We start from the raw sequence: 22,147 nt of genomic DNA, 5'->3' as shown, positions 1-22,147 counted from the left end.
TGCAGAGGATCTCATGTATCTGACCCAGTCCCTGCATCGAGCACTGCAGCAGTGCCCGGACCAAATCGCCACCATCCACGCGGGCCGCGAACGGTCCTTTGCCCACCACGTCAATCGGGTCGCCAGACTCGCTGGGGGACTACGGGCACTCGGCGTCGAGCCGGGTGATCGGATCGCGATAGCGGCCTCGAATTCGGATCGGTACCTCGAATACCTGATGGCGGTACCGTGGGCTGACGCCGTAGCGGTGCCGGTGAACACGCGATGGGCGCCCGCGGAGATCATGGATTGCCTGCGCGATGCCGAGGTGCGTGTGCTGGTGGTCGATGACGGCTTCGCGGGTCTGGCCGCCGCGCTGTGTGCGGGCTGCCCGGATCTGAGCCGGGTGGTGTATGCCGATGATGGGCCGACACCGGCGGGCTGCGTGGGCTACGAAGCGTTGTTGGATGCGGCCGAACCCATCCCGGATGCCCGACGCGGTGGCGACGCGCTGGCCGCACTGTTCTACACCGGCGGTACGACGGGGCGGCCCAAGGGCGTCATGCTGAGCCACACCAATCTGCTCACCTCGGCGCTCGGCTGCATGGCGGGCGGGTTCATGGCTACTCCGCGCGGGCGCTTCCTGCACTCGGCGCCGATGTTCCATCTCGGCGACCTCGCGCACTGGCTGATGCAGGCGCTCGCCGGTAACACACAGGTCACCGTGCCGAAGTTCGAACCAGCCGCGGTGCTGTCCGTGCTCGCGGCGCAGCACATCACCGATCTCTTCCTCGCGCCGACGATGCTGCAGGCCTTGCTGGATCACCCCGAGTTCGGTCGGCACGACCTGCGCGCGGTGCGCCGAATCGTCTATGCGGCCGCCCCCATGCCACCGGACCTGCTCGATCGAGTGTCCGACAGCTTTCCGGACGTGGAACTGGTGCAGGGCTACGGAATGACGGAACTGGCTCCGGTCGCCACGCTGCTCGGCCCCGCCGACCACGCCGAGGGCGGCGAGCATCGCTACTCGGCCGGGCGGCCTGCAGCACACAGTGAGATCAGGGTGGTCGGGCCCGACGGCGTCGACACCGCGGTCGGCGCGGTCGGCGAGATCCTGTGCCGCGGCGCACATGTCATGGGCGGCTACTGGCGCCGCCCCGACCTGACCGCCGCTGCCGTTCGCGACGGCTGGATGTATACCGGCGATGCGGGCTATCTCGATGCGGACGGCTACCTGTATGTCGTCGACCGGATCAAGGACATGGTCATCACCGGCGGCGAGAACGTGTACTCGGCCGAAGTGGAGGCGGTGCTGCGCGACCATCCCGCGGTGTCCGCGTGCGCGGTGATCGGGTTGCCGGACAAGCGTTTCGGTGAGCGTGTGCACGCCGTCATCGTCGGGGACGGCGCGGTCACCGCCGACGAGCTGCGTGCCCACGTGAAGCGGCGCCTTGCGGGATACAAGGCGCCGCGCAGTGTCGACTTCGTCGATGAGCTCCCGGTCTCCAACGCGGGCAAGGTGCTCAAACACGAGCTACGCGACCGGTACCGCGGGCAACTCGGCGAGGTGCCCGGCCAGCTCCCGCAGGGTCGGGAATCGGAAGAGGTCGGTCGGGCGTAGCTCGACGCCGAGCCGCGCGCTGATCTTTGCCGCAATCTGCACCGCACGGACGGAGTCGATCCCGTGGTCGGAGTGCGGGGTGTCGGCGTCGAGCGTTTCCCGCGGACGTTCCAGCACCTCCGCCATCGCCGTGGCCGCCGCCTCCCACGCTGCCGTCACGTTGTCCGGGGTTGTCGTGGCACGCTGCGCCGCACCGTTTTCCGGGTGTCCCGTCGGGCTGTCCGGGGTCGCCGCGGGCGGTTCCGCCGACGCACCGAAGACGCGGTCGTCATCGATGAACCAGTGCCGCCGAGGTTCGAACGGATAGCCGGGCAGTGACAGACGCGGACCCGATCGGCTCTGCCACTCCCCGAGCCAATCGACCTCGGCGCCGGCCAGGTAGGCGACGGCCTTCGGATCGCCCTCCGCGGCAGCGGCACTCGCCGCCGCCGGATCATCGAGCGCGGCCCGCAGTGCACTGATGTCGGAGACCAGGAACGCTGCTCGCTCGGTGAAATGGTCCGTGTGTAGCTGCAGGTGATAGGCGAGGTCGGTCAGGGATGTCACGGCGTCGGGGCCGTCCAGCCAGCGCGCGAGCTTCGCGCACCAGGCGAGCAGTGCGGTACGCGTGTGCGCCGAAACCGGGATGAGCAGGGCGGCAGGGGAATTCGCCGCCCGGCGGGCGGACCGGCCGGAGCTGTCCAGCTGTGGCGGCTCTTCCAGCACCACATGGGCGTTCGTTCCGCTGAACCCGAAGCTGCTGACCGCGGCACGGCGTGGGACGCCGGGCTCGGCAGGCCAATCCCGCGGCTGCGTCGCGACGACGAAGGGTGTCTCGGCGAAATCGATCAGCGGGTTGGGCTCGTCGAAATTGAGTGATGGCGGAATCCGCCTGTGGCGCATGGCAAGCAGCACCTTCAGCACGCCGACGATGCCGGACGCGGCCGCGGTATGGCCGATGTTCGTCTTCGCCGTGCCGATCGCGCACCAGCCGGTGCGGTCGGTGTGCGCGCGGAAAGCGTTGGACAACGCCTCGATCTCGATCGCGTCACCCAATCGGGTGCCGGTGCCGTGTGCCTCGACGTAGCCGATGGTCGCCGGGTCGATCTCGGCACGCGCGTAGGCGGACAGCGCGACCTCGGTTTGCGCACTGCCGCTCGGCGCGGTGATCCCGTTCGTGCGGCCGTCCTGATTGATCGCGGTGCCCTTGATGACGCCATGGATATGGTCGCCGTCGCGCAGCGCGGCCGACAGGGGTTTGAGCAGCACGGCACCGACCGCCTCGCCGGGACCGAAACCGTCTGCGGCGGCGTCGAAGGTCTTGCAGCGACCGTCGGCGGCGAGCATGCCGCCGTTGCCCGCCACCACGAAGTAGTCCGGGTCGAGCGTGATGAACACGCCGCCCGCGATCGCGGTGTCACATTCGCCGTCGATGATGCTTCGCGCCGCGAGATGCAGAGCGACCAGCGATGACGAGCACGCGGTATTGATCGCCATGGTCGGTCCCTTGAGGTCGAGGACATAGGCGATCCGGCCGGCCAGCACCGACGACTCGTTGCCCCAGAACACCTGTGGCGGCTTGGCCACTCCGGCCGCGGTCATCCTGGACAGATATTGGCTCGGCCCGACGCCGACGAACACTCCGCATCGGCTGCCGCGCATCGCGGCGGCCGAGTAGCCCGCCTCGGCCACAGCGCGCCATGTCTCTTCCAGGAACAGCCGTTGCTGTGGGTCGGTGTATGCCGCCTCCTCGTCCGAGATGGCGAAGAACCCGGCGTCGAATCCGGACACGTCATCGAGGAAACCGCCCCACTTGCAGTTCGTTGCTCCGCTCCGGCGTCCATCCCGGTCGTAGTAGTCCTCGGCCGCCCAGCGGTCGCGGGGAACCTCACGGACCGACCCGTTGCCCGCCGCGAGGTTGTCCCAGAAAGCGCCGACATCGGGTGCGCCGGGGAACCGACCGGACATGCCGATCACCGCGATGTCGTTGTTGCGCACCGTGTCCTCGTCGAACGGCTGCGATGCGCCGGCAGCCGTTTCGGCGCAGACCTCCGGGTCGGGCATGGTGACCACGACCCTGCCGATCAGCGCCCGGTCCTCCTTCAGCGCATAGGCCTCCGTGACCCGGTCGAACGGGACGACATGCGCCACGGTGGGCACGACCTTGCCGGACGCCAGATGCTCGGCGGCGATGCGCAAATACTCGGCGCGCAGCTCGGGATGGCGGCGGAAGAACTTCTTGGTATTGAAACTGTGGAAGCTCTGGTTGTCGACGAGTCGGGACAGATCGAACCCGCCGGACGCCTGGAGGCCGAACACCGCGATCTCCACGTACCGGCCCTCCGGTGCCAGTACGTCCAGACCCTGCTGCGTCGCCTCGCCTGCCTGCGTGTTGATCACGACGTCCACGCCTGCGCCCCCGGTACGGCGCAGCACCTCGGCCACCACATCGGTGCGCTGATGGTCGATGGCGTCCGAAATGCCGAGCCGCGCCAGGTATTCGATCTTGTGCGGCGCGCCGGCGGTGGCGATCACCTCGGCTCCGGCGAGCCGCGCGAGCTGGATCGCGATCAGCCCCGTAGTCCCGGTGGCGGAGGGGATGAGCACCCGATCGCCCCGCTGGATCCCGGCCCGCTCGAAGGCGAGGTACATCGCCAGGAAGGCCACCGGAAAGCCACACGCCTGCTCATGACTGATGCCTGGTGGCTTGGCGACCACGAAATCCGCGTCGGTGACCACCACCGACGCCTGTCCGCCGAATTGGGGTCCGGTCAACGCGATGACCTCGTCGCCGACGGCGAACCCCTGCACATCGGAACCCACTCTGCGGACGATGCCCGACACCTCTACCCCCGGCGTGCACGGGAACTCCGGCATCGTTGGGTACAGGCCCTTGGCGAACAAGAAGTCCGAGAAGTTGATCGGGAAGGCCTTGACCTGCACCTCCACCTGACCGGGGCCGGGGTCCACGGGCTCGATCGGCACGATGCGAAGCTCCCGGGGATGACCGGGGCGGTCGAACCGGACGGCCCGCATCGGCGCGGAATCCGTTGGCGTGAGGTGGGATTCGGCCCTCGCCTGCGTGGTCGTCAGCGGCTTCGGCGGTGTCGGCGGGGTTGCCGATCGTGTCGGTGTCGGCGCGGGAATCAGCTCACCGAGGCGGTCAGGGTTGCGCTGCACGATGTAGGCCGACAGGTCGGCGACCGTCGGGTGATCGAACACGACAATGGTTTTGAGCACGATGCCGAGCGCGTCGTTCAACCGGTTGGTCAGCTCCACCGCGACGATCGAGTCGACCCCGAGATCGGACAGCGGCGTGTGCTGGTCGATCTCGGCGGCGCGGACCCCGAGACACCCGGCGACGCGCTCGGTGACCACCGTCCGCACGATCTCGCCGAGCCGGTCGGTATCGACCGGTGTGGCGCCGACGGGCTCGGTGGAACAGTCCTCCACTGGCAGTACGACCGCCGGATCGGCGACCGGGACCAGATATTGCTCGGTGCCGCCGGTGGCGATCAGCACCTGCTGGCTCAGCGATCCCGGAGTGCTGCCCGCGCCGAGCACGGTCACGCCGGTGAACCCGGCATCCTCCAGGCGTCCACGCCACATGTGCGTGTCGAGGAGCGGCGAACCCGGCAGCCTGCGGGTCTCATCTGGATCGCGCCACCAACCGTCGAGCAGGCCGAAGGTCACCGTGTGGAACGGCTGCACCGCGGTCACCTCGGTGAGCACGAGACGCCCACCCGGAGTGAGCAATCGGTTCATCTCACCGAGTACGGCGTCCAGGTCGGCGGTGGCGTGCAGCACGTTCGCCGCGATGACCACGTCGTAGTGGCCCGCCGCGAAGCCCTGCTCCTGCGCGGGGCGTTCGATGTCCAGTCGCCGGAACCGGAGGTCGAGGTTCGGTCGGTCCAGCCGGGTTGCGACATGCCGCACGAGGGCAGCCGAAATATCGGTGACCTCGTACTCGGCGGCTACCCCTGCCGCGCCGAGCGCGTCGAGCACCCGCTCGCTCGTCGCGCCGGTTCCGGCGCCCACCTCGAGCACGCGTAACGGACGAGACGTGGCCATCCGCGCGATCTGCTCAGCGAGAATCGTGTTGCAGTACTCGGCCTGTGGCTCGCCCCGATAGATCGCGGCCACCTGTGCCATCGAGCCGTCCGGGAACAGCACCTCGGTCGCGGGCATAGCGCCGGTGAGCACGTCGGGCAGGGCGGTGAGGCAGCGCGAGACCAGGTCGATCCGGTCGCCGAGGCGCGGGAACCTGGCGTGCAACCCGGCCGGATCGAGGGTCGGCTGGGTCGTCGTCGTGTCGCTGGCGACGATGAGCTCGCCGCGCTCGGAGACCAGACCGTTTCGAGCCAGGATGCGCAACAGCGCATCGACCAGCCGGCGATACTTCGGCAGCGCGCCGAGCCGGTCGAGCAATGCTGTGCGCGTGTGGCTTTCGTACGGTCGAGTGAACAGGCCGAGGCCGCCGAAGCAATGCCGGAGCGAGGTGGCGACGAATTCGTCCAAGGCGTGCCGCTCGGCTGGATCAGCGTCGAAGACCGCGATGTCGGGGGTCGGCTCGGCCGTCCCCGCCGCCAGGACACCGATCGTGTCGAGCACCGTCCGCTCGGCCCGCAGCACCGCCAGCTGGCGCTCGCCGCTGCCGAGAACACGCTCGACCGCGTCGATGCCGTCCGCGGGCAACAACGGTTGGTAGCCCCTGGTGGTCAAGCTGTCCTGGTAGTCGGCGGCGGCCACGCGGCCGACGGCCGCCCACGGCCCCCAGTTGACGATGTGCACCGGGTAGCCACAGGTGACCGCGAGCCGATGGGCGAACGCGTCTTGCGCGCTCGACGCGGCCGCGTAGTTCGCCTGGCCCGCCGAACCCGTGAACGTTTGCACCGAGGACAGCACGAGCAGGAAGTCCAGCGGTTCGTCGGCGAGGACTTCGGCGAGCACCCTGGTGCCGTGCGCCTTCGGCGCGAGGACCGCGTCGAACGCGTCATCGGGCATGCGCTCGATGATCCCGTCCCGCAACACCATTCCCGCATGCACGACACCGTGCAACGGTCCACAGGTCTTTGCCTTGGCGATCACCGCGCGCATGGCCTCGCGGTCGGTGACATCCGCAGGCCAATAGCCTGCCTGCCCGCCGAGTCGGACCAGCCGGGCCAGTGCGTCCTCGATCCGCTGATCCTGCGGACTGCGGCCCACCAGGATCAGCCGAGCGGACCGCGTCGCCGCCAGATGCTCGGCGAGCGCGAATCCGATGCCGCCGGCGCCACCGATGATCAGATAGTTCCCGCCGTGCCGGAACGGCGTGCGCGTGGTCGGCCGCAGGGCCACCGGACGCAGCCTGCGAACCAGCCGGCGGGTACCGGCGAAAGCGACTTCGCGGTTGTCCTGGCGGGCGGGTTCGGCGCGCAGCGCGTCGACCACCTCGGCCAGTTCGGCCCGGGACGGCTGCCGTCCGGCCGGGATACCGATATCGACGCAGTTCACGCCGACACGGGGGAACTCGTGGGCGAGCGACTTGCTCAGACCGGTGAGCGCGGCGGCCGCCGGGTTTCCGACGCACCGCCCTGCGGCGTCGGAGGAGTCGTTGAGCACCGATCGGATCGACTCGACATGCTGGATCAGATCGGTCTCGGCCAGCGCGCGGACGGTGCGGAACAGCAGCGGCGCACCCCTGCGCACCAGCGCGGGGTCGTCGGCCGCGGTGTCATCGGCCAGCAGGCCGCCGAGGAACCACACGTGCCGGATCGATCGCGCTTCGCGCAGGCAGTCGCGCAAACCGTCGGCGGGATCGGCGGGGTCGATCTCCCAGGTCCGTTCATCGAGTCTGCGGTTCTGCCTGCCGGTGAGAACCCGCCAGACCGGTCCGGTGTGCCAGGTGGCGAGGGCGGTATCCAGGCCGAACGCGTGCGGTGGATGGATGATCAAGCAGCTGCCATCCGGTCGCGCGAGCCCCGCGGGCGGGTCCTCGGGCACCCAGTACGGACGATAGAAGACATCGTCGAGCCGATCCCGCTGTGCGCGCACCACCACTTCGCGCAGGACGACGCATGGGCGCCCCTGCTCGTCGAGCACCAGCACGTCGTGGCTGCCCGTCTGTGCCCGGACTCGGATGTACCCGGATGACGGTGGCGCCGAGATCAGTTCGATCGACTGCACCGAGAACGGCAGGCGGGTGCCGATGCCGGTGTCACCCGCGGCGTCGAGCACGGTGATCGCCTGTAGCGCGGCGTCGAGCACGCTCGGCGAGAAGCGGTAGGTCAGGTCGCCGGGAGCCTCCTCGACCGTGTACCTGGCGAGGAGTTCGCCGGTGCCGATCCACGCCGCGCGCAGGCCACGGAACAGCGGGCCGTACTCGATGCCGATGGCGTCGAAGGTCCGGTAGATGCCGGTGGAATCCACCTTGTCCTGGCAGTTCTCGATGACCGCGTCGAGCTCGAGCGGCGCGACGTCCGGTGTTCCGCCGGTGTGCCGTACCCAGCGACCGGTCGAATGTGTCACCGGCGCACCGTGTTCGACCGTCCTGATCTCGTGCACGATGTCGCCACTGTCCTCGGTCAGCCGGATCAGCACCGTGCTCCCCGGGTCCGGCACCGTCAGCGGACGCAGCCAGCACACGTCGGTAGCGTGTCGGTGCTCCGGCCGGTGCGCGGCCACCGCCGCAGCGGCGAGTTCGAGCTGCACCACGCCCGCGACCACCGCCGAACCGCGGATGCGATGTTCGCGAACGAGCCGATCGGAGGCGGCGAGATAGGTGCTGAACACCGTGCCCCCGTCGTCGTCCGCCGCGCCGGGGCCGGTGACCAGCCGACGGGCCGCGGAATTGGCCTGCGGTTCCTGCGTCGGTGGCACCTGATCGGTCTCCGGTTCCGCCGCCGGTGGCACCTGTTCGGTCTCCGGCTGTGGTAGCCAATGCCGTTCTCGGGCAAACGGATACGTCGGCAGGCTCACCCGCCGCGGGCGGCGGTCCCGGTGGGTCGCCTGCCAGTCCACCGTCGCGCCGTGCACCCATCGGTCGGCAAGTCGGTGCGGGTCTTCGCCGGCCGCTGAGCCCTGGTCGTCGTCCGCGACGGCGTAGCGGCCGCATGGGCCCGGCGAGCCCGTCGTCGCGAATTGCCGCAGTTCGTCGGCGAGCACGCCGGTCGAGTCGGTGACCACCGCGAGCCGGTGCGGTTGCGCCGCGCGACCGACCTGCAGGGTGAACGCGATATCGGCCGGGGGACCGGCGGTTTCGCAGCGGTCGGCGACCGTGCGCGCGTACTCGCGCAGCTGCTCCACCGACCGGGCGGAAAGCACGAACACCTGCTGCGCGGGCGGCTCCTGCGGCCGGGGTTGCCCGACATACTCTTCGAGCAGCACGTGGCCGTTGACACCACCGAAGCCGAAGGAGCTGACGCCCGCTCGGCGCGGGAGTTCGGTGCCGTTCTCGGTGCGACGTGGCCATTCGGTCCTGCCGCGCACAATCGTGAACGGACTGTCGTCCAGCCTGATCTGCGGATTGATCTCGTCGATATGCAGATTGGGCGGGATGGCGCCGTGCTTCATCGCGAGGATCACCTTGCATATGCCCGCGATGCCCGCGGCCGCTTCCGCATGCCCCATGATCGATTTGACCGAGCCGAGCAATGTCGTCGGCTCAGTCAGGCGAGGTAGCCCGGCGCGATCCCGAATCTCTCGGAAAGCACGTCGCAGGCCATTGATTTCGATCGGGTCGCCGAGTGCGGTCCCGGTGCCGTGCAGCTCCAGGTAGCCCACAGTGGCGGGATCGGTGCCGCTTTCATCGAAGGCGCGCACGATCAGCTCGGACTGCGCGTTGGGATTCGGGGTGGTCAGCGTGTTCACTTTGCCGCCGTGGTTCACCGCGCTGCCCCGGACGACGGCATGGATGTGGTCGCCGTCGCGCTCGGCCGCCGAGAGCGGCTTGAGCAGCAGCGCCCCGACGCCCTCGGCGCGCACGTAACCGTCGGCGGCCGCGTCGAATGTCCGGCAGCGACCGGTGGGGCTGAGCATGCCCGCACGGGCGAACGACAGGTAGACCATCGGCGCCAGCAGCAGATTCACCCCGCCGACGATGGCGGTGTCGCAGCTGCCCGCCCGCAGCGATTCGATCGCCGACCGCAGTGCGACCAGCGAGCTCGAGCACGCGGTGTCGATCGGGAAGCTCGGCCCTTTCAGATCCAGCAGGTACGAGACCCGGTTGGCCAGGATGGCATGGAACAGGCCCGTGGTCGTGTAGGCCTCGACCGGCACGCCTGCGTCCCGGAGCAGGTCGTAGTAGTCGTGCGAGCCCACGCCGACGAACAAGCCGGTGCTGCCGGCGGCGAGGTCGGCGGGCTGGTATCCGGCGTCCTCGATCGCACGGTAGGTCGTCTGCAGAAAGAGCCGCTGCTGCGGATCCATCAGCTGGGCTTCCTTGGGGGAGATGCCGAAGAACTTCGCGTCGAACCGGTCGACGTCCGGCAGGAACCCACCCCACTTGCTGTTCGTCCGCCCCGGCCCCGGCGTCGGGTGATAATTCTCGCGCCAGTCCCAGCGGTCCGCCGGAATCTCGGTGACGAGGTCGCGGCCGTCGATGAGGTTGCGCCAGAAGGCTTCCGGATCGGGGCTGCCCGGCATAGTGGCGTGCATGCCGATGATCGCGATCGGTTCCGGGCCTGCGGTCGGGACGGCTTGTGTTGCCGCGGGACGGGTTTCGGTCACATCCTGGACGGTCGGCTCCGAGCGCGACGCGACGCGCGCTCCGATCGGCGCACTCGCTGCTCGTGCGATCCGCGCCGGGTCGCAGTCGGGCTCAGCGGCCGCACCGGCCTCGGCCAGCTCGGTCGGAAAGGTCTCCACCAGGTGTGCCGCGACCTCCTGCACGGTGGTGTACTCGAAGAACAGCGCCGGGGTGATATCCACCGCAAGACGTTTCACCAACTGGTTCGCGAGCCGTCCGAGCGACAGGGAGTCGAAGCCGTAGTCGCCGAGGGCGCGGTCCGGCCGGATTCGGCCGGGGTCCAGCTTTCCGATCTCGGCGATCTCCGCGATCAGCAGCTGCTGCACGGAGTCCGTCGAGACGGCGGGCCGTGACTCGGTCGCCGTCGCCACCCGCGGCCGGTCGAGCGCGCCACTGAGTAGCCGCTCGACCGTGGCGCCGTCACCGGGGACGACCATCAGCCGTGACTCGCCGCTCGCGAGCGCGACACCCAGCGCGGTGAGCCCGAGCCTGGTCGGCAGTGGACGGAGCCCGAGATTGCTGAGGAGCCATTCGGATACCTCAGCGTCCACGCTCATGCCGCCGTCGGCCCACAGCGGCCAGTTGATCGCGAGGGTGCGGTGGCCCTCGGCGTTGCGCGACTCGGCGTAGCGGTCGAGGAAGGCGTTGGCGTACGCGTACGGGGCTTGTCCCGCGCTACCGAGCACGGCAGCGACCGAGGAGAACAAACACCGGAAGTCGAGTCGCCGGTCGCCGGTGGCGGCATCGATACGTATGGCGCCCAATACTTTTCCGGCGACCGCCGCGCGCAACTCGGCGGCGTCCTGCCGGACGAGGTAGTCGTCGGCGAGCACGCCCGCGCAGTGGAAAATTCCGTGCAGCCCACCGAATTCGGCATCGGCGGCCCGCACCGCGGTCTGGGCCCCCTCGGCTGTCGACACGTCCGCTTGGACGAAACTCGCCGCGCCACCGACCGCCTGGATTCGGGAAAGGGCGGCACGCACGCGCTCGTCGGGCGACGATCGCCCGGCCAGCACGACGCGGGCGGCCACCGTCTCGGCCAGCCAGCGGGCGACCAGCAGTCCGAGTCCGCCCCCGCCGCCGGTGATCAGGTAGACCCCGTTTCTTCGCAGTCCGGACGCGGCCTCAGGCTCGGGCCGGAACCGCCGCCATTCCAGCGCAGTTCGCCTGTCGTCCGCGTAACGCACGTCGGCGGAGTCGATTTCGGACAGTGCTTCGTGCGCAGCGAGTTTCGTGGCGGCACTCGCATCACCATCGGGCAGCCCGACATGCACGTAGGACACCCGCGTGCTCTCGCGCGCGACGGTGCGCAGCAGCCCACCGAGCGCCGCGTACTCGGGGGCGGCGTCCGGGTAGGCGCACACGACGCGAACCCGCCGCTTGTCCTCGGCACGGACCAGGGCGCGCAGGAGACCGAACAGCGGCAGCACACCACGCTCGATCCGATCGGCTACCTGTTCAGCGGAGGCGTCGCCGGACGGCCGGTCAGGGCAGAGATAGATCACTGTGTCCACCGGCCCGGCCGCCAGCAGCGCGTCGAAGTCGTTGTCGGAGTGCGGATCAACGGCGGGCTGCGCGTCGTCGAGCGAGGAGAGCGAGCCGTCCGGCGCCGCGTACAGCGCACGGACCGGACGAGCCTGCGCTCGGGTGAGTGCGGCGACGAGTTGCTCGGCCGCCGTACCGGTGGGGGCGAGCACGAGTGTGGCGCCGGGGTCGCGGTGGCCGCGTGGCTGTGCGGTCACCCACTCGGGGCGGAAGTACGTGCCGGCGTCGATATCGTCGTCCACCGGCGCCGCGGGGCGCCACGGCCGCAACCACATATCCGTCACGCGCAGGACGATCCGGCCGGACTCGTCGATGACGCGGACGTCGAGCTTGGTGCCGGTCGCCGTGGACCTCCGCACGACCACGTGCGAGAAACAGGTGGCGGGCAGCGGACCGAGGATGTCGACGGCGCCGATGCTGAACGGCAGATGCAGCTGCGGCGAGCGCCGCGCGAGCAACCACAGCGAGGACTGCAACGCGGCGTCCAGCATGCCGGGGTGGAGCAGGTACGCGTCCTGGTCGCCGGACGCGGGCCTGCGCAGTTCCGCCAGCGCCTCGTCGTCGTTCCAGTGCACTCGCACGATGCCCTGATACATCGGTCCGAGGCGCAGCCCGCGGCGCTGGATCTCCGGGTAGAAGTCGGCGGCGGCGAGTTGGTCGCGGCAGCGGCGACGGACCGCCTCTATATCGATGGTTTCGTCGTGCTCCGGTGTGGCCCGCAGATTTTCGATTCGCCCGGTCGCGTGCACGATGCGGCGCCCGTCGGCCTCGTCGCCGACTACCTCGTACTCGATCCGCGCTGCCGTCTCGGTGAGTTCGACCCGGACGGTGCGCGGCTCCGTGACGGTGATCGGTGCGGACCATACGTTGTTACGCAGTCTGATCGGAACCCCTCCGGCATCGGAGGACGCTGCGGCACGGACCATTTCGAGGTATCCGGCGGCCGGGAAGATCGGCACGTCGTCCACCTGGTGGTGCTCGAGGAACGGTTCGCGGCCGGTGAATTCGACCACGGTGCCGTTGCCGTCCCGCCGCGTCGTGAAGGGATGCGAGTCGGTGGGGGATACCGGCAGGCCGGGCAGCTCCGGTAGCCAATAGCGTTCCGTGGCAAACGGATAACCGGGCAGATCGACATGCGGCAGGGGCGCCGAGTACAGCGCTTCCCACGGCACGTCCACGCCGGTCACCCACGCCGCGGCCAACGCGGGCAGATCCCGCCGTTCGAGTGCGGCGGGTAGCTCCCGCCGTGCGGCGTCGCGCGCGTCGCGCTCCCGAACGGTGGTCCAAGCGCCGTCCTGCCGCGTTCCGCCCTCGGCGATCGCGGTCAGCCGAGCCGCGAGATCGACCGGATCATCGGCCAGCAGGGCAAGCCGTTCTTGCAGTGGCTCACGCCGCACCTGTAACTGGTAGGCCAGCTCGGATACCCGCATATCGGTTGAGCGACGGTGGATTTCGGCGGCCAGGTTCCCGCAGTGCTCTCGTAGCCGGTCGGGGTCGGCCGCCGATACCACGATCAGGTGCGTCCCGTCCTCGGGCCCACGAGCCACCGTTCGGTCCGGCCCCTCCTCGACGATGATGTGCGCGTTCGATCCGCCCGCGCCGAACGAGCTGATGCCTGCGCGTCGCGGCGGCTCGACACCGTCGGCGCGTGGGCGTGGCCATGGTCGCGATGCCGTGGTGACCTCGAACGGGGTATCGGCGAAACTGATGCGGGGGTTCGGCTCGGTCCCGTGCAGCGAGGGCGCCAGTTGGCTGTGTTGCAGCTGGAGCAGCACCTTGGTCAGGGCGGCCAATCCTGCCGCGGCTTCGAGATGGCCGATATTCGTCTTGACCGAGCCGATCGCACAGGAGCCGGGTGCTACCCCGTCGAAAGCCTCGGTGAGTCCGGCGATTTCGATGGGGTCGCCCAGCGGCGTTCCGGTGCCGTGGGCCTCCACGTAGTCGATCGTCGCCGCGTCGACGCCGGCGTCGGCGAGGGCATCTGCGATCAGCCTGGACTGCGCACGCGGGTTCGGCACGGTGAATCCGCTGGTGCGACCGCCGTGATTGAGGGCAGTCCCCTTGATCACGCCGCGGATGCGGTCACCGTCGGCGAGTGCGGCGCGCAGCGGCTTGAGCACGACCGCACCGACGCCCTCACCGGGGACGAAACCGTCCGCCGCCGCACCGAACGCGTGACAGCGTCCGGTCGGAGAGAGCATCTGCAACTGATTCAGCCAGTCGTATTTGGCGGGGTGCAGGTAGAGATTGACTGCGCCCGCCAATGCCATGGCGCATTCGCCGCGCGCGATGCTCTGGACCGCGAGATGGAGCACGGTGAGTGAGGAAGCGCAGGCGGTATCCACCGCCATGCTCGGGCCGTGCAGGTCAAGGCAGTAGGACACTCGGTTCGCGATCGACCACGGGTTGGCCAGCGGGATGCCGTCGTTTCCGGCGCGCTGCTGGTCCGGCCCCCACAGGTGGTAGGTCTGGGTGGTGACACCGACGAACACGCCGACCGCGCGGTCGCCCGGTTCATCCGGGTCACCCAGTCGCCGGGGCGGGTACCCGGCGTCTTCGCAGGCGTGCCAGGCGGTCTGCAGCAACAACCGCTCCTGCGGGTCCATCGTCTCCGCTTCGCGCGGCGAGATATGGAAGAACAGTGGGTCGAAGGCGTCCACGTCGTCGAGGAATCCGCCCCACCGGTAGTCGGTGCGGGCGGTGTTGCCCGCGCGGTCGCCCGGGAGACGCCAACGCGTCGCGGGTACTTCGCCGACACAGTCCCGGCCGCTGCTGAGGTTCTGCCAGAAGGTCGGTAGATCGGGGGCCTTCGGGTAGCGGCCGGCCAAGCCGACGATCGCGATGTCGTGGTCGTCGGCCTCGATGCTCGGCTCGGGAGTCACCGACGCGGGGAGTTGTTCGGTTGCTACGCGGGAAGTCCCGGTGCTGCCGTAGTGTGCCGCGAGCTCGCCCGGTCGCGCCTTCGCGACACGCTCTGCCGCGGCACCGAGCGTGCGGCATTCGAAAAGCAGTGTCTCGCTGACTGTTCCGAGATCAGCCTCGATCCGCGCGTTGAACTCGCTGACCACGATCGAGTCGAGTCCGAGCTGATCGAGACCGAGGTCGAGATCGATCGATTCGACCGGTACGCCGCGCAGCCGAGCGATCTGCGTCGCCACGTAGTCTCGTGCGAACCCGAGCACGTCCACAGGCGAGCAACTTTGTGCCGCAGGGAGTTCTGTGCTTGTCGCCGGGGCGGTCGCTGTGGCCGGCCGGGGCGCGGGCGTACGGTCGCGGTCGAGCAGGCGCGGCGTGCGTGCCGGGTCGCCGTAGAGGAACGCGTGCGGGCCGGACCCTTCGGCGCAGATCCGGTCGAGGACCGCCAGACCGGTCGAGGCGGCCATCGGTCGCATCCCGGACGCTTCGCCGAGTACGCCGCGGTCGGTCACCGTCATACCGCCGTCCTGCCAGATCGGCCAGCCGATCGACACGCTGCGTCCCGAGCGGACGCCCCGCGTCCGGAGTTCCACCCGCGCGGCGGCGAATTCGTCGAGGTACGCATTGGCTGCCGCGTAGTCGCCCTGGCCGGGATTGCCGGTCACCGCGACCACCGAGGAGAACAACACGAAGACGTCGAGCGGGTCGTCCCGGGTGGCGAGATCGAGGTTCCGCGCGCCGCGCACCTTGGGTGCGAGGACCGCGTTCAGGTCGTCGATCGACTTGTGCGCCAGGTATCCGTCCCGCAGGGTCCCCGCGCAGTGGAAGACCCCGGTCAGCGGGCCGAACCGGTCGTGGATCCGCGCTACCAAGGCGGCGGTCGCGTCGGGATCGGCGATATCGGCCTGGAAATAGGCGACCCGATCCGCAGCGGCGCTGAACTCGGTGTGATCGAGACGGTGCGCGTCATCCTCCTTGGTGCGTCCCGCCAGGACGACCGTTGTGCCCGGCGACGCGAGCAGGTGGGCGGCGACGAGCCTGCCGATGCGGCCGAGCCCGCCGGTGACCAGGTAGGTTCCGGCCGCCCAGGTTCCGGGCCGGGCGGAGGGTGGCGCCACCGCTGTCGGTACGAAGATGCGCGACTCTCGGCGGCCACGATGGTAGCGCACCAGGTCGCCGCTGTCGGTTCGATTCAGTTCCGCCGCAACACTTTCCGCGGTGGACGAGGCGCCGAACTCGTCGGGCACGGCGAGCGCCCGCAGGCGCACCGTATCGGTCTCCCGATGAAGGCAGCGCGCCATGCCGGTCAACGCGGCCAGCTCGGGTGCGATCGCGCCGTCGTCGTGCTTGCCGACGGCCAGCACCGCTACGCCGCGTCCATACGCCGCCTTGATCAGTTGCAGGACAGCGACCGTCGGGTCCGGTCCGTCAGCGGAGAGCAGCACCGTCCGCAGTGGTTCGCCGCGCTCGGCCATTGTCTCGAAAACCTGGTGCCAGCCGGCAGTGTCGTCCGGTGGCACGACCCAGGTGTGGTCGTCGATCCGCTCGAACCGGGTTCCGAGTTCGACGAGTACATGCGCGAGTCCTGCTGCGCCGGAACGGCTTCGGCGCATGTTCGGGTCCGATGTCACGACCAGGACGTGACCGAGGGGGGTGGTCGCCGGTGCCGGTTCGATGACCGACCACTCGCTGTGCAGCTCGATCAGCTGCCCGTCGTCGGTCGTCGTTGTCCCGGGTGTGGTGCCGACCTCGCTGGTCGACGGCGGGGCGGTACGACGATGCTCGACGCTGTCGAACTCTGTGGTCGGCAGCGAAGTGCGGACACCAGCGGTGGCGACGGGATGCGCGTCCCAGCGCACGTCGACTCCGCGCCGCCACAGTTCGAGCAGCGGTTCGGTCAGTGGCTCATCCACCGAGACGGCGTTGACAGTGACGCTCGCCGCGTCGGGTGTGTCGCCGACCGCGACCACGGCGAGGTCCGAAGCAATCGCGTAGTCGAGGTTGGCATCGGCCAGCCGCGCCCATGCGTCCGGCGTGCGAAGCTCGCCGGGTAGCACCGACATTCGCCGCAGCGTGGGATAGCGGTGCCGATCGGTCAAGTCGATCCGATGCTGGTTGCGCTGGGCGGCCGCGGCGGCTGCGGCCAGACCGTCTTCGTCGCCGATGATCATCTCGATCAGCTCGTCGGCGTCCAGCACACCGTCGAGCAGCAGGTCCAATTGTTCGACGAGGTGTTCTTCGTCGAGGAAGCGGTTGAGCGGCAGATCCCACTTGCGGTTGAGCCGGTCCAGCGCGTTCTGGACCGCGACCGCGGCGAGCATGACTTCGCGTGGTTCCCGCGCCGCACCGGCCGCCGCGGCGACCTGATCGGCGAGGTCGAGGTGGCCGAGGCCGCGCGCGGTCAATCGAATCTGCCAGTCCCGCAGGTTGTGCCGCAGGGTGCGCTGTCCGATGAGTGCGGCTGCGAAGTCGAGTAGATCGCCCAATTGTCGTGGGCTCGGTGCGCCGCAGGAGCGGAGCTCACGAAGATACCGGCGGTCGATCGACAGCGGTCGCAGCAGCTGGTCGGTGCCCGGCACGGCGAGTGGCACGGCCGGCGTGCGTAGCGTCACTGCGGGCCGTTCGCCTGCGGCAAGCGCGGCCGCGGCGGTGAGGTCGAGTACACCTGCCGCAGCGAGCGCGGGCCAGGTGCCAGGTCCTGAGCCGACGATCAGCTCCGGGACCAAGCCGAAACGTCGCAGGGCTTGGATGATCAGGGTGGTGAACGCGCACTGTGCCGCAGGGCTCGGTCCCTGGTCGAGCAGCGAGCGCACCGCTGGATCGTGGGCAAGCAGAAGCTCTCGGAACGGCGGTCGCGTCAGGAGCCGATCCAGGTCCGCTGGTAGGGGAATCATGCCGACGCGCAGTGCCCATCGACGGCTCGTGGCGTGCTCCGGTGCACCGATCGTCGCCAGCAGCGTGCCGAGTTCGGTTCGGTCACCGGCCAATCCACCGAAGCGATAGGGCAGGTGCGCGCGCCCGGTTGCCAAGGTGGCACAGATGTCACCGATCGGGGCGGCGAGCCAGCCGTCCGGTCCGATCGCCTCCCGCCAAGTCGCGACGAGCCGCAGCAACGAGCCGGGCGAGGCGGCGGAGAGCAGATACGGCAGGCGATCCGTCCGTGGGTCGGTGGGCATGCGCGGGGTATCCATCCGGTCCTGATTCGTCGTCGTGGTCTGGTGGGCACTGTGGACGGCCTGGTACTCCTCGACGACCACATGCGAATTCACCCCGCCGAAGCCGAATGAGCTCACCCCGGCCCGCAGCGGGGCGCCGGGCGAGCCGGGCAGCCATTCGGTGTCCTCGAGCGCGAGCCGGAACGGGCCGTCGGCCAGGTTGATCAGCGGATTGACGTTGCGCACGTGCAGCGTCGGCACGATCCGGCGCGTCCGCAGCATCATCAGCACCTTGATCAGACCGGCGATCCCGGCGGCGCCTTCGAGATGGCCGATATTCGATTTGACCGATCCCAGGGTGCACCAGCGGGTGTCCGTCGAGGTCGGTGCGAAGATCTGGCGTAACGCTTCGACCTCGATCGGATCGCCGAGAGCTGTTCCGGTGCCATGTGTTTCGACATAGGTGATATCGCGCGGGCTGACTCCCGCCCTGGCGATCGCCTCGGCGACAACGGCCCGTTCGGCGGCGACTGTCGGCGCGGTCATCGTGGTGCGCCTGCCGCCATGGTTGACCGCGGTGCCGGTGACGACCCCGTAGATGTGGTCGCCGTCGCGCACCGCGTCGTCGAGCCTGCGCAGCAGTACGACGCCGACGCCGTCTCCCGGTACGAACCCGTTCGCGTCGCGGTCGAATGCTTTACAACGTCCGTCGGGGCTGAGCATCCTCGCTTTCGCGAAGCCCAGGTATTTCCAGGGATGTGTACTGAGGTTGACTCCGCCCGCGAGTACGTAGTCGGCGTCGCCGGTGCTCAGCGCCTGAGCGCCGAGATGGATCGCCACCAAGGACGACGCACACGCCGCGTCGACCGCGAAGCTCGCGCCGACGAGGTCGAAGGCCTGCGACAGCCGGTTGGCGAGCAGGCAGTCGTAAACGCCGAGGACGGAATGACTTTCGACGTCCTGGCCCGCCTCCGTCATTTCGATCAGGTGGTCGCGCTCGAAATTGCCGAGGTACACCGCGGTGCGGGCGGCCGAGAGGGTCGTCGCGGTGATCCCCGCGTCCTCCAGGCAGTGGTAGGTCTCCTCCATGAGCAGCCGCTGCAAGGGATCGAGCAGCGCGGCCTCGCGCGGCGAGATCCCGAAGAATTCGTGGTCGAAGGCCCACGGGTGGTCGAGCGCGCCGAGCCACTTGCTGACGGTGCGGTTGGGTGCGGTGATGTCGGCGTCGTAGTACCGGTCCGGATCCCAGCGGTCTGCCGGGAGCTCCCGCACCGAATCTATACGTGCGCGCAGGTTTTCGAGAAACCTGCGGTGGTTGTCCGCGCCGGGTAGCCGACATCCGATGCCGACGATCGCTACTGCGGTCCGTTCGGATCGCCCTGGTGACGTGCGGTCGGTGGTGGGCACCGCGGTGGTGGGGGCGGTGGGCACTGCGGTGGTGGCGGGCGCTGATCCGGATTGTGGCGCCGGTTCGGCGGTGCGCGGCGGTTCCGCCGGTGCGGTGTCGCGGATCTTCGCGACCAGTTTGGTGAGCACGCGGCCGGGACCGACCTCCTGGATCGTCGAGCCGTGTGACAAGAGCGTGCGCACGCTCTCAGCCCAGCGCACCGGGCTGGTCAGCTGCGCGGTGAGCAATGGGCGCAGGTCGGTCTCCGGGTAAGGCTGCGCGGTGACGTTGGCGATCACCGGAACACGGGGTTGTGCCAGCTCGAAATCGGCAAGGAAGAGCTGGAATTCGTCGCGGGCCCCTGCCATGTACCGTGAGTGGAATCCGCCGCCGACGCGCAGCGGCAGATAGCGAGCGCCCGCCTTGCGGAAGGCCTCGCCCGCCCGCTCGATCGCAGGCTTCGGCCCCGAGATCACCAATTGGTCGGCGCTATTGATGTTGGCGACATCGAGATCGTCGAAACCGGAGGAGGACAGGACGCCCCGGACGTCCTGCTCGGTCAATCCGACCACGGCCGCCATGCCGCCGTCGCCCACCCGGGACATCAGCTCGCCGCGCCGGTGGACCAGCCGGACGCCGGTCGCGAAGTCGAAGGCGCCCGCCGCCCACAGCGCGTTGTATTCGCCGAGACTGTGCCCGGCGAACATGTGCGCGGGCGCGTTGTCCCGTTCCCACGCGCGGTAGTACAACGCGTTGGCGACGAACAGCGCGGGCTGGGTGAATTCGGTGCGTCCGAGCACGCCGTCCGGATCTTCGACACAGAGGTCGCGCACCGAGTAGCCCAGGATCTCGTCGGCTTGCGTCACCAACTCCGGGAACTCGGCGAACAGGTCCTCCGCCATCCCGAGCAGCTGGGAACCCTGCCCGGGAAACACCACAGCGGTCGGTGTGTGCGATCCCGCCGCCGTCGGATGCTGGGTGGTCGTCGCTGGACGCGGCGTCGCCCGTAGCTCCCGCGCCTGGTTCAGGCCCCGTTCGGCCGGGGCGAAACGATCGAGCAGGGCAATGCTGCGCGCGCCGGAATCCGGCCGAAAGTTCTTGGTGGCGAAGGTGGCGAGGGTGCCGGACGGCGTGAGATCGACATAACGCAGGCCGTCGTAATCGGCCTCCAGCAGCCGGATCGCGCCGCGGAATCGGATCGCGCCGCGGAACATCTGCCAGAGAGTTTCGGGCGCCGGGTCGTTCAGGAAGCCGACGTGCGCACTGGACAGCAGCGGTATCCGCGGCGCACGTAGCGCGACGGTCGACAGCAGTCGCTTATAGGGCTCGGCGATGGCATCCATGTCCGTCGAGTGGAAGGCGTAGTGCACCGGTAGCCGGGCGCAGGTGACACCGGCCGCGCGAGCCGTGGCGCTCGCGCGCGCGACGGCGTCGGTCGACCCGGAAACCACGAAATGCCGGTCGTAGTTGACCGCCGCCAATTCCACCCCGGCCCACTCGGAATCGGCCGGAGTGTACATATCGTCGACATTGCCGAGGACGGCCAGCATGGTGCCTGCCTTACAGTGCTGTTCGACCAGAAGCGTCTGCTCGGCAACGCACGCGACCATTTGTTCCCGATCGAGCACACCGGCGGCGGCGGCCGCGACGGATTCGCCGAGACTGTATCCCAGCAGATAATCGGGCTCGATTCCTTCGGCGACGAGCATATCGAACATGGCGAGCTCGATTATGGCAATGGCGGGATGGGTATAGCGGAGCGTATCGAACGGGCCCGTTGCCTCCGTGCCGGGACGGTAGATCTGGTCCAATGCTCCGGGAATACCGAAATCGCCGAACATCGTATCGAGTTCACGTAACGAGCGATCGAAGGCCGGATGGGCCGCGCGTAATTCGCGGCCCATTCCGTAATACTGCGATCCTTGGCCACCGAACATGAAAACATTTCCTGTCGACACGTGTGGTCTTTCCTCCTGCGCCGGTATCCATGGATACGACAGATCTGTTCGAGCAGCGCGCTGCCGAACGCCGGAACACGGCGGCCGGGCTGATCGCAGCGGGTTCCGCATCGTTTTCACCATGACGTATTCGAGGTGCGATCGGTCGTCGGTCCCCGGACAGGTGATCGAGGAGTCCTAGCTGGTCAGGAGCGTCCTCGGCGAAAGACGTCGATTCGCTACGGTCTTGCCTTCGCACCGGGTCGTACCGCAGGCCGGCGCCCCGCCCCGACACGCGTCGTCCCCGGCCGAGCGAGGTCGGGGCCTCGGCCGGAGGAGTGCGGTCGGACGGGGTTCCGGAGGATTCTCCCTTCCAAGTAGAATTTTCGTCTTTGATTGAAGTGGCAAGCCCAGATCGCCCGCAGGATGGCGCTACGGCCGAACCGGACGGTCTGTTTCTTCGCTGTTCTAGCTGGCGGCAACGGCCCATTCGCGGATTTCGGACACATACCTGCCGGTCCCGTACTATTCCCGTATTTGATCGATAGGCATCGGCGAGTGGTGGCATTTCCGGTTATGCTTATCGTCTATAAGTAGTTGGTAATAAGTGTTTTCGAGCCCCTCGGCGCATGCTCGGCGGATCCAATATATGTCGGGCTGTGCGAGGCGGAAGTGCTCTCACTGTGGATTGCGCACATCTCTTGCGCGTGTTCGAGTGGTGCTGCTAATGTCCATGGGGAAGGGGTGAAGTGGCATGATTGGCGGCGTATCTCTTCGAATTTGCCCCGTCGCATGGTTTTGACTCGGGAGGGGAGTGGTCCATGGGAAATAGTAGTCTCTACGGACAACGCGGGATTTCCAGGAGTTATATCCATTTTCACGGCGGTGCCGATATGATTATTA

The 22,147-nt window shown here is 68.7% G+C and carries 2 protein-coding genes; one reads left to right on the top strand and one right to left on the bottom strand.

What is annotated here, in order from left to right:
- Positions 1-13 precede the first annotated feature (13 nt).
- On the top strand, positions 14-1,600 hold the full coding sequence (locus NN4_RS21250) for an acyl-CoA synthetase (protein ID WP_147134114.1): 1,587 nt from the start codon (positions 14-16) through the stop codon (positions 1,598-1,600).
- Here NN4_RS21250 and NN4_RS21245 read toward each other — a convergent pair.
- Entirely contained in the window at positions 1,514-21,244 is a 19,731-nt protein-coding gene (locus tag NN4_RS21245; RefSeq protein ID WP_186818546.1) for a type I polyketide synthase, read from the bottom strand. The genes NN4_RS21250 and NN4_RS21245 overlap by 87 nt on opposite strands.
- Positions 21,245-22,147: the final 903 nt, after the last annotated feature.

This window comes from Nocardia ninae NBRC 108245, from assembly GCF_007990755.1.
Classification (GTDB): domain Bacteria; phylum Actinomycetota; class Actinomycetes; order Mycobacteriales; family Mycobacteriaceae; genus Nocardia; species Nocardia ninae.
The sequence above is the reverse complement of the archived record's forward strand: the minus strand, read 5'-3'. Positions and strand labels throughout refer to the sequence as shown.

Coding starts and splice junctions, on each gene's coding strand:
- NN4_RS21250 (WP_147134114.1), top strand. CDS start 14: ATGTATCTGACCCAGTCCCTGCATCGAGCACTGCAGCAGTGCCCGGAC.
- NN4_RS21245 (WP_186818546.1), bottom strand. CDS start 21,244: ATGTTCGGTGGCCAAGGATCGCAGTATTACGGAATGGGCCGCGAATTA.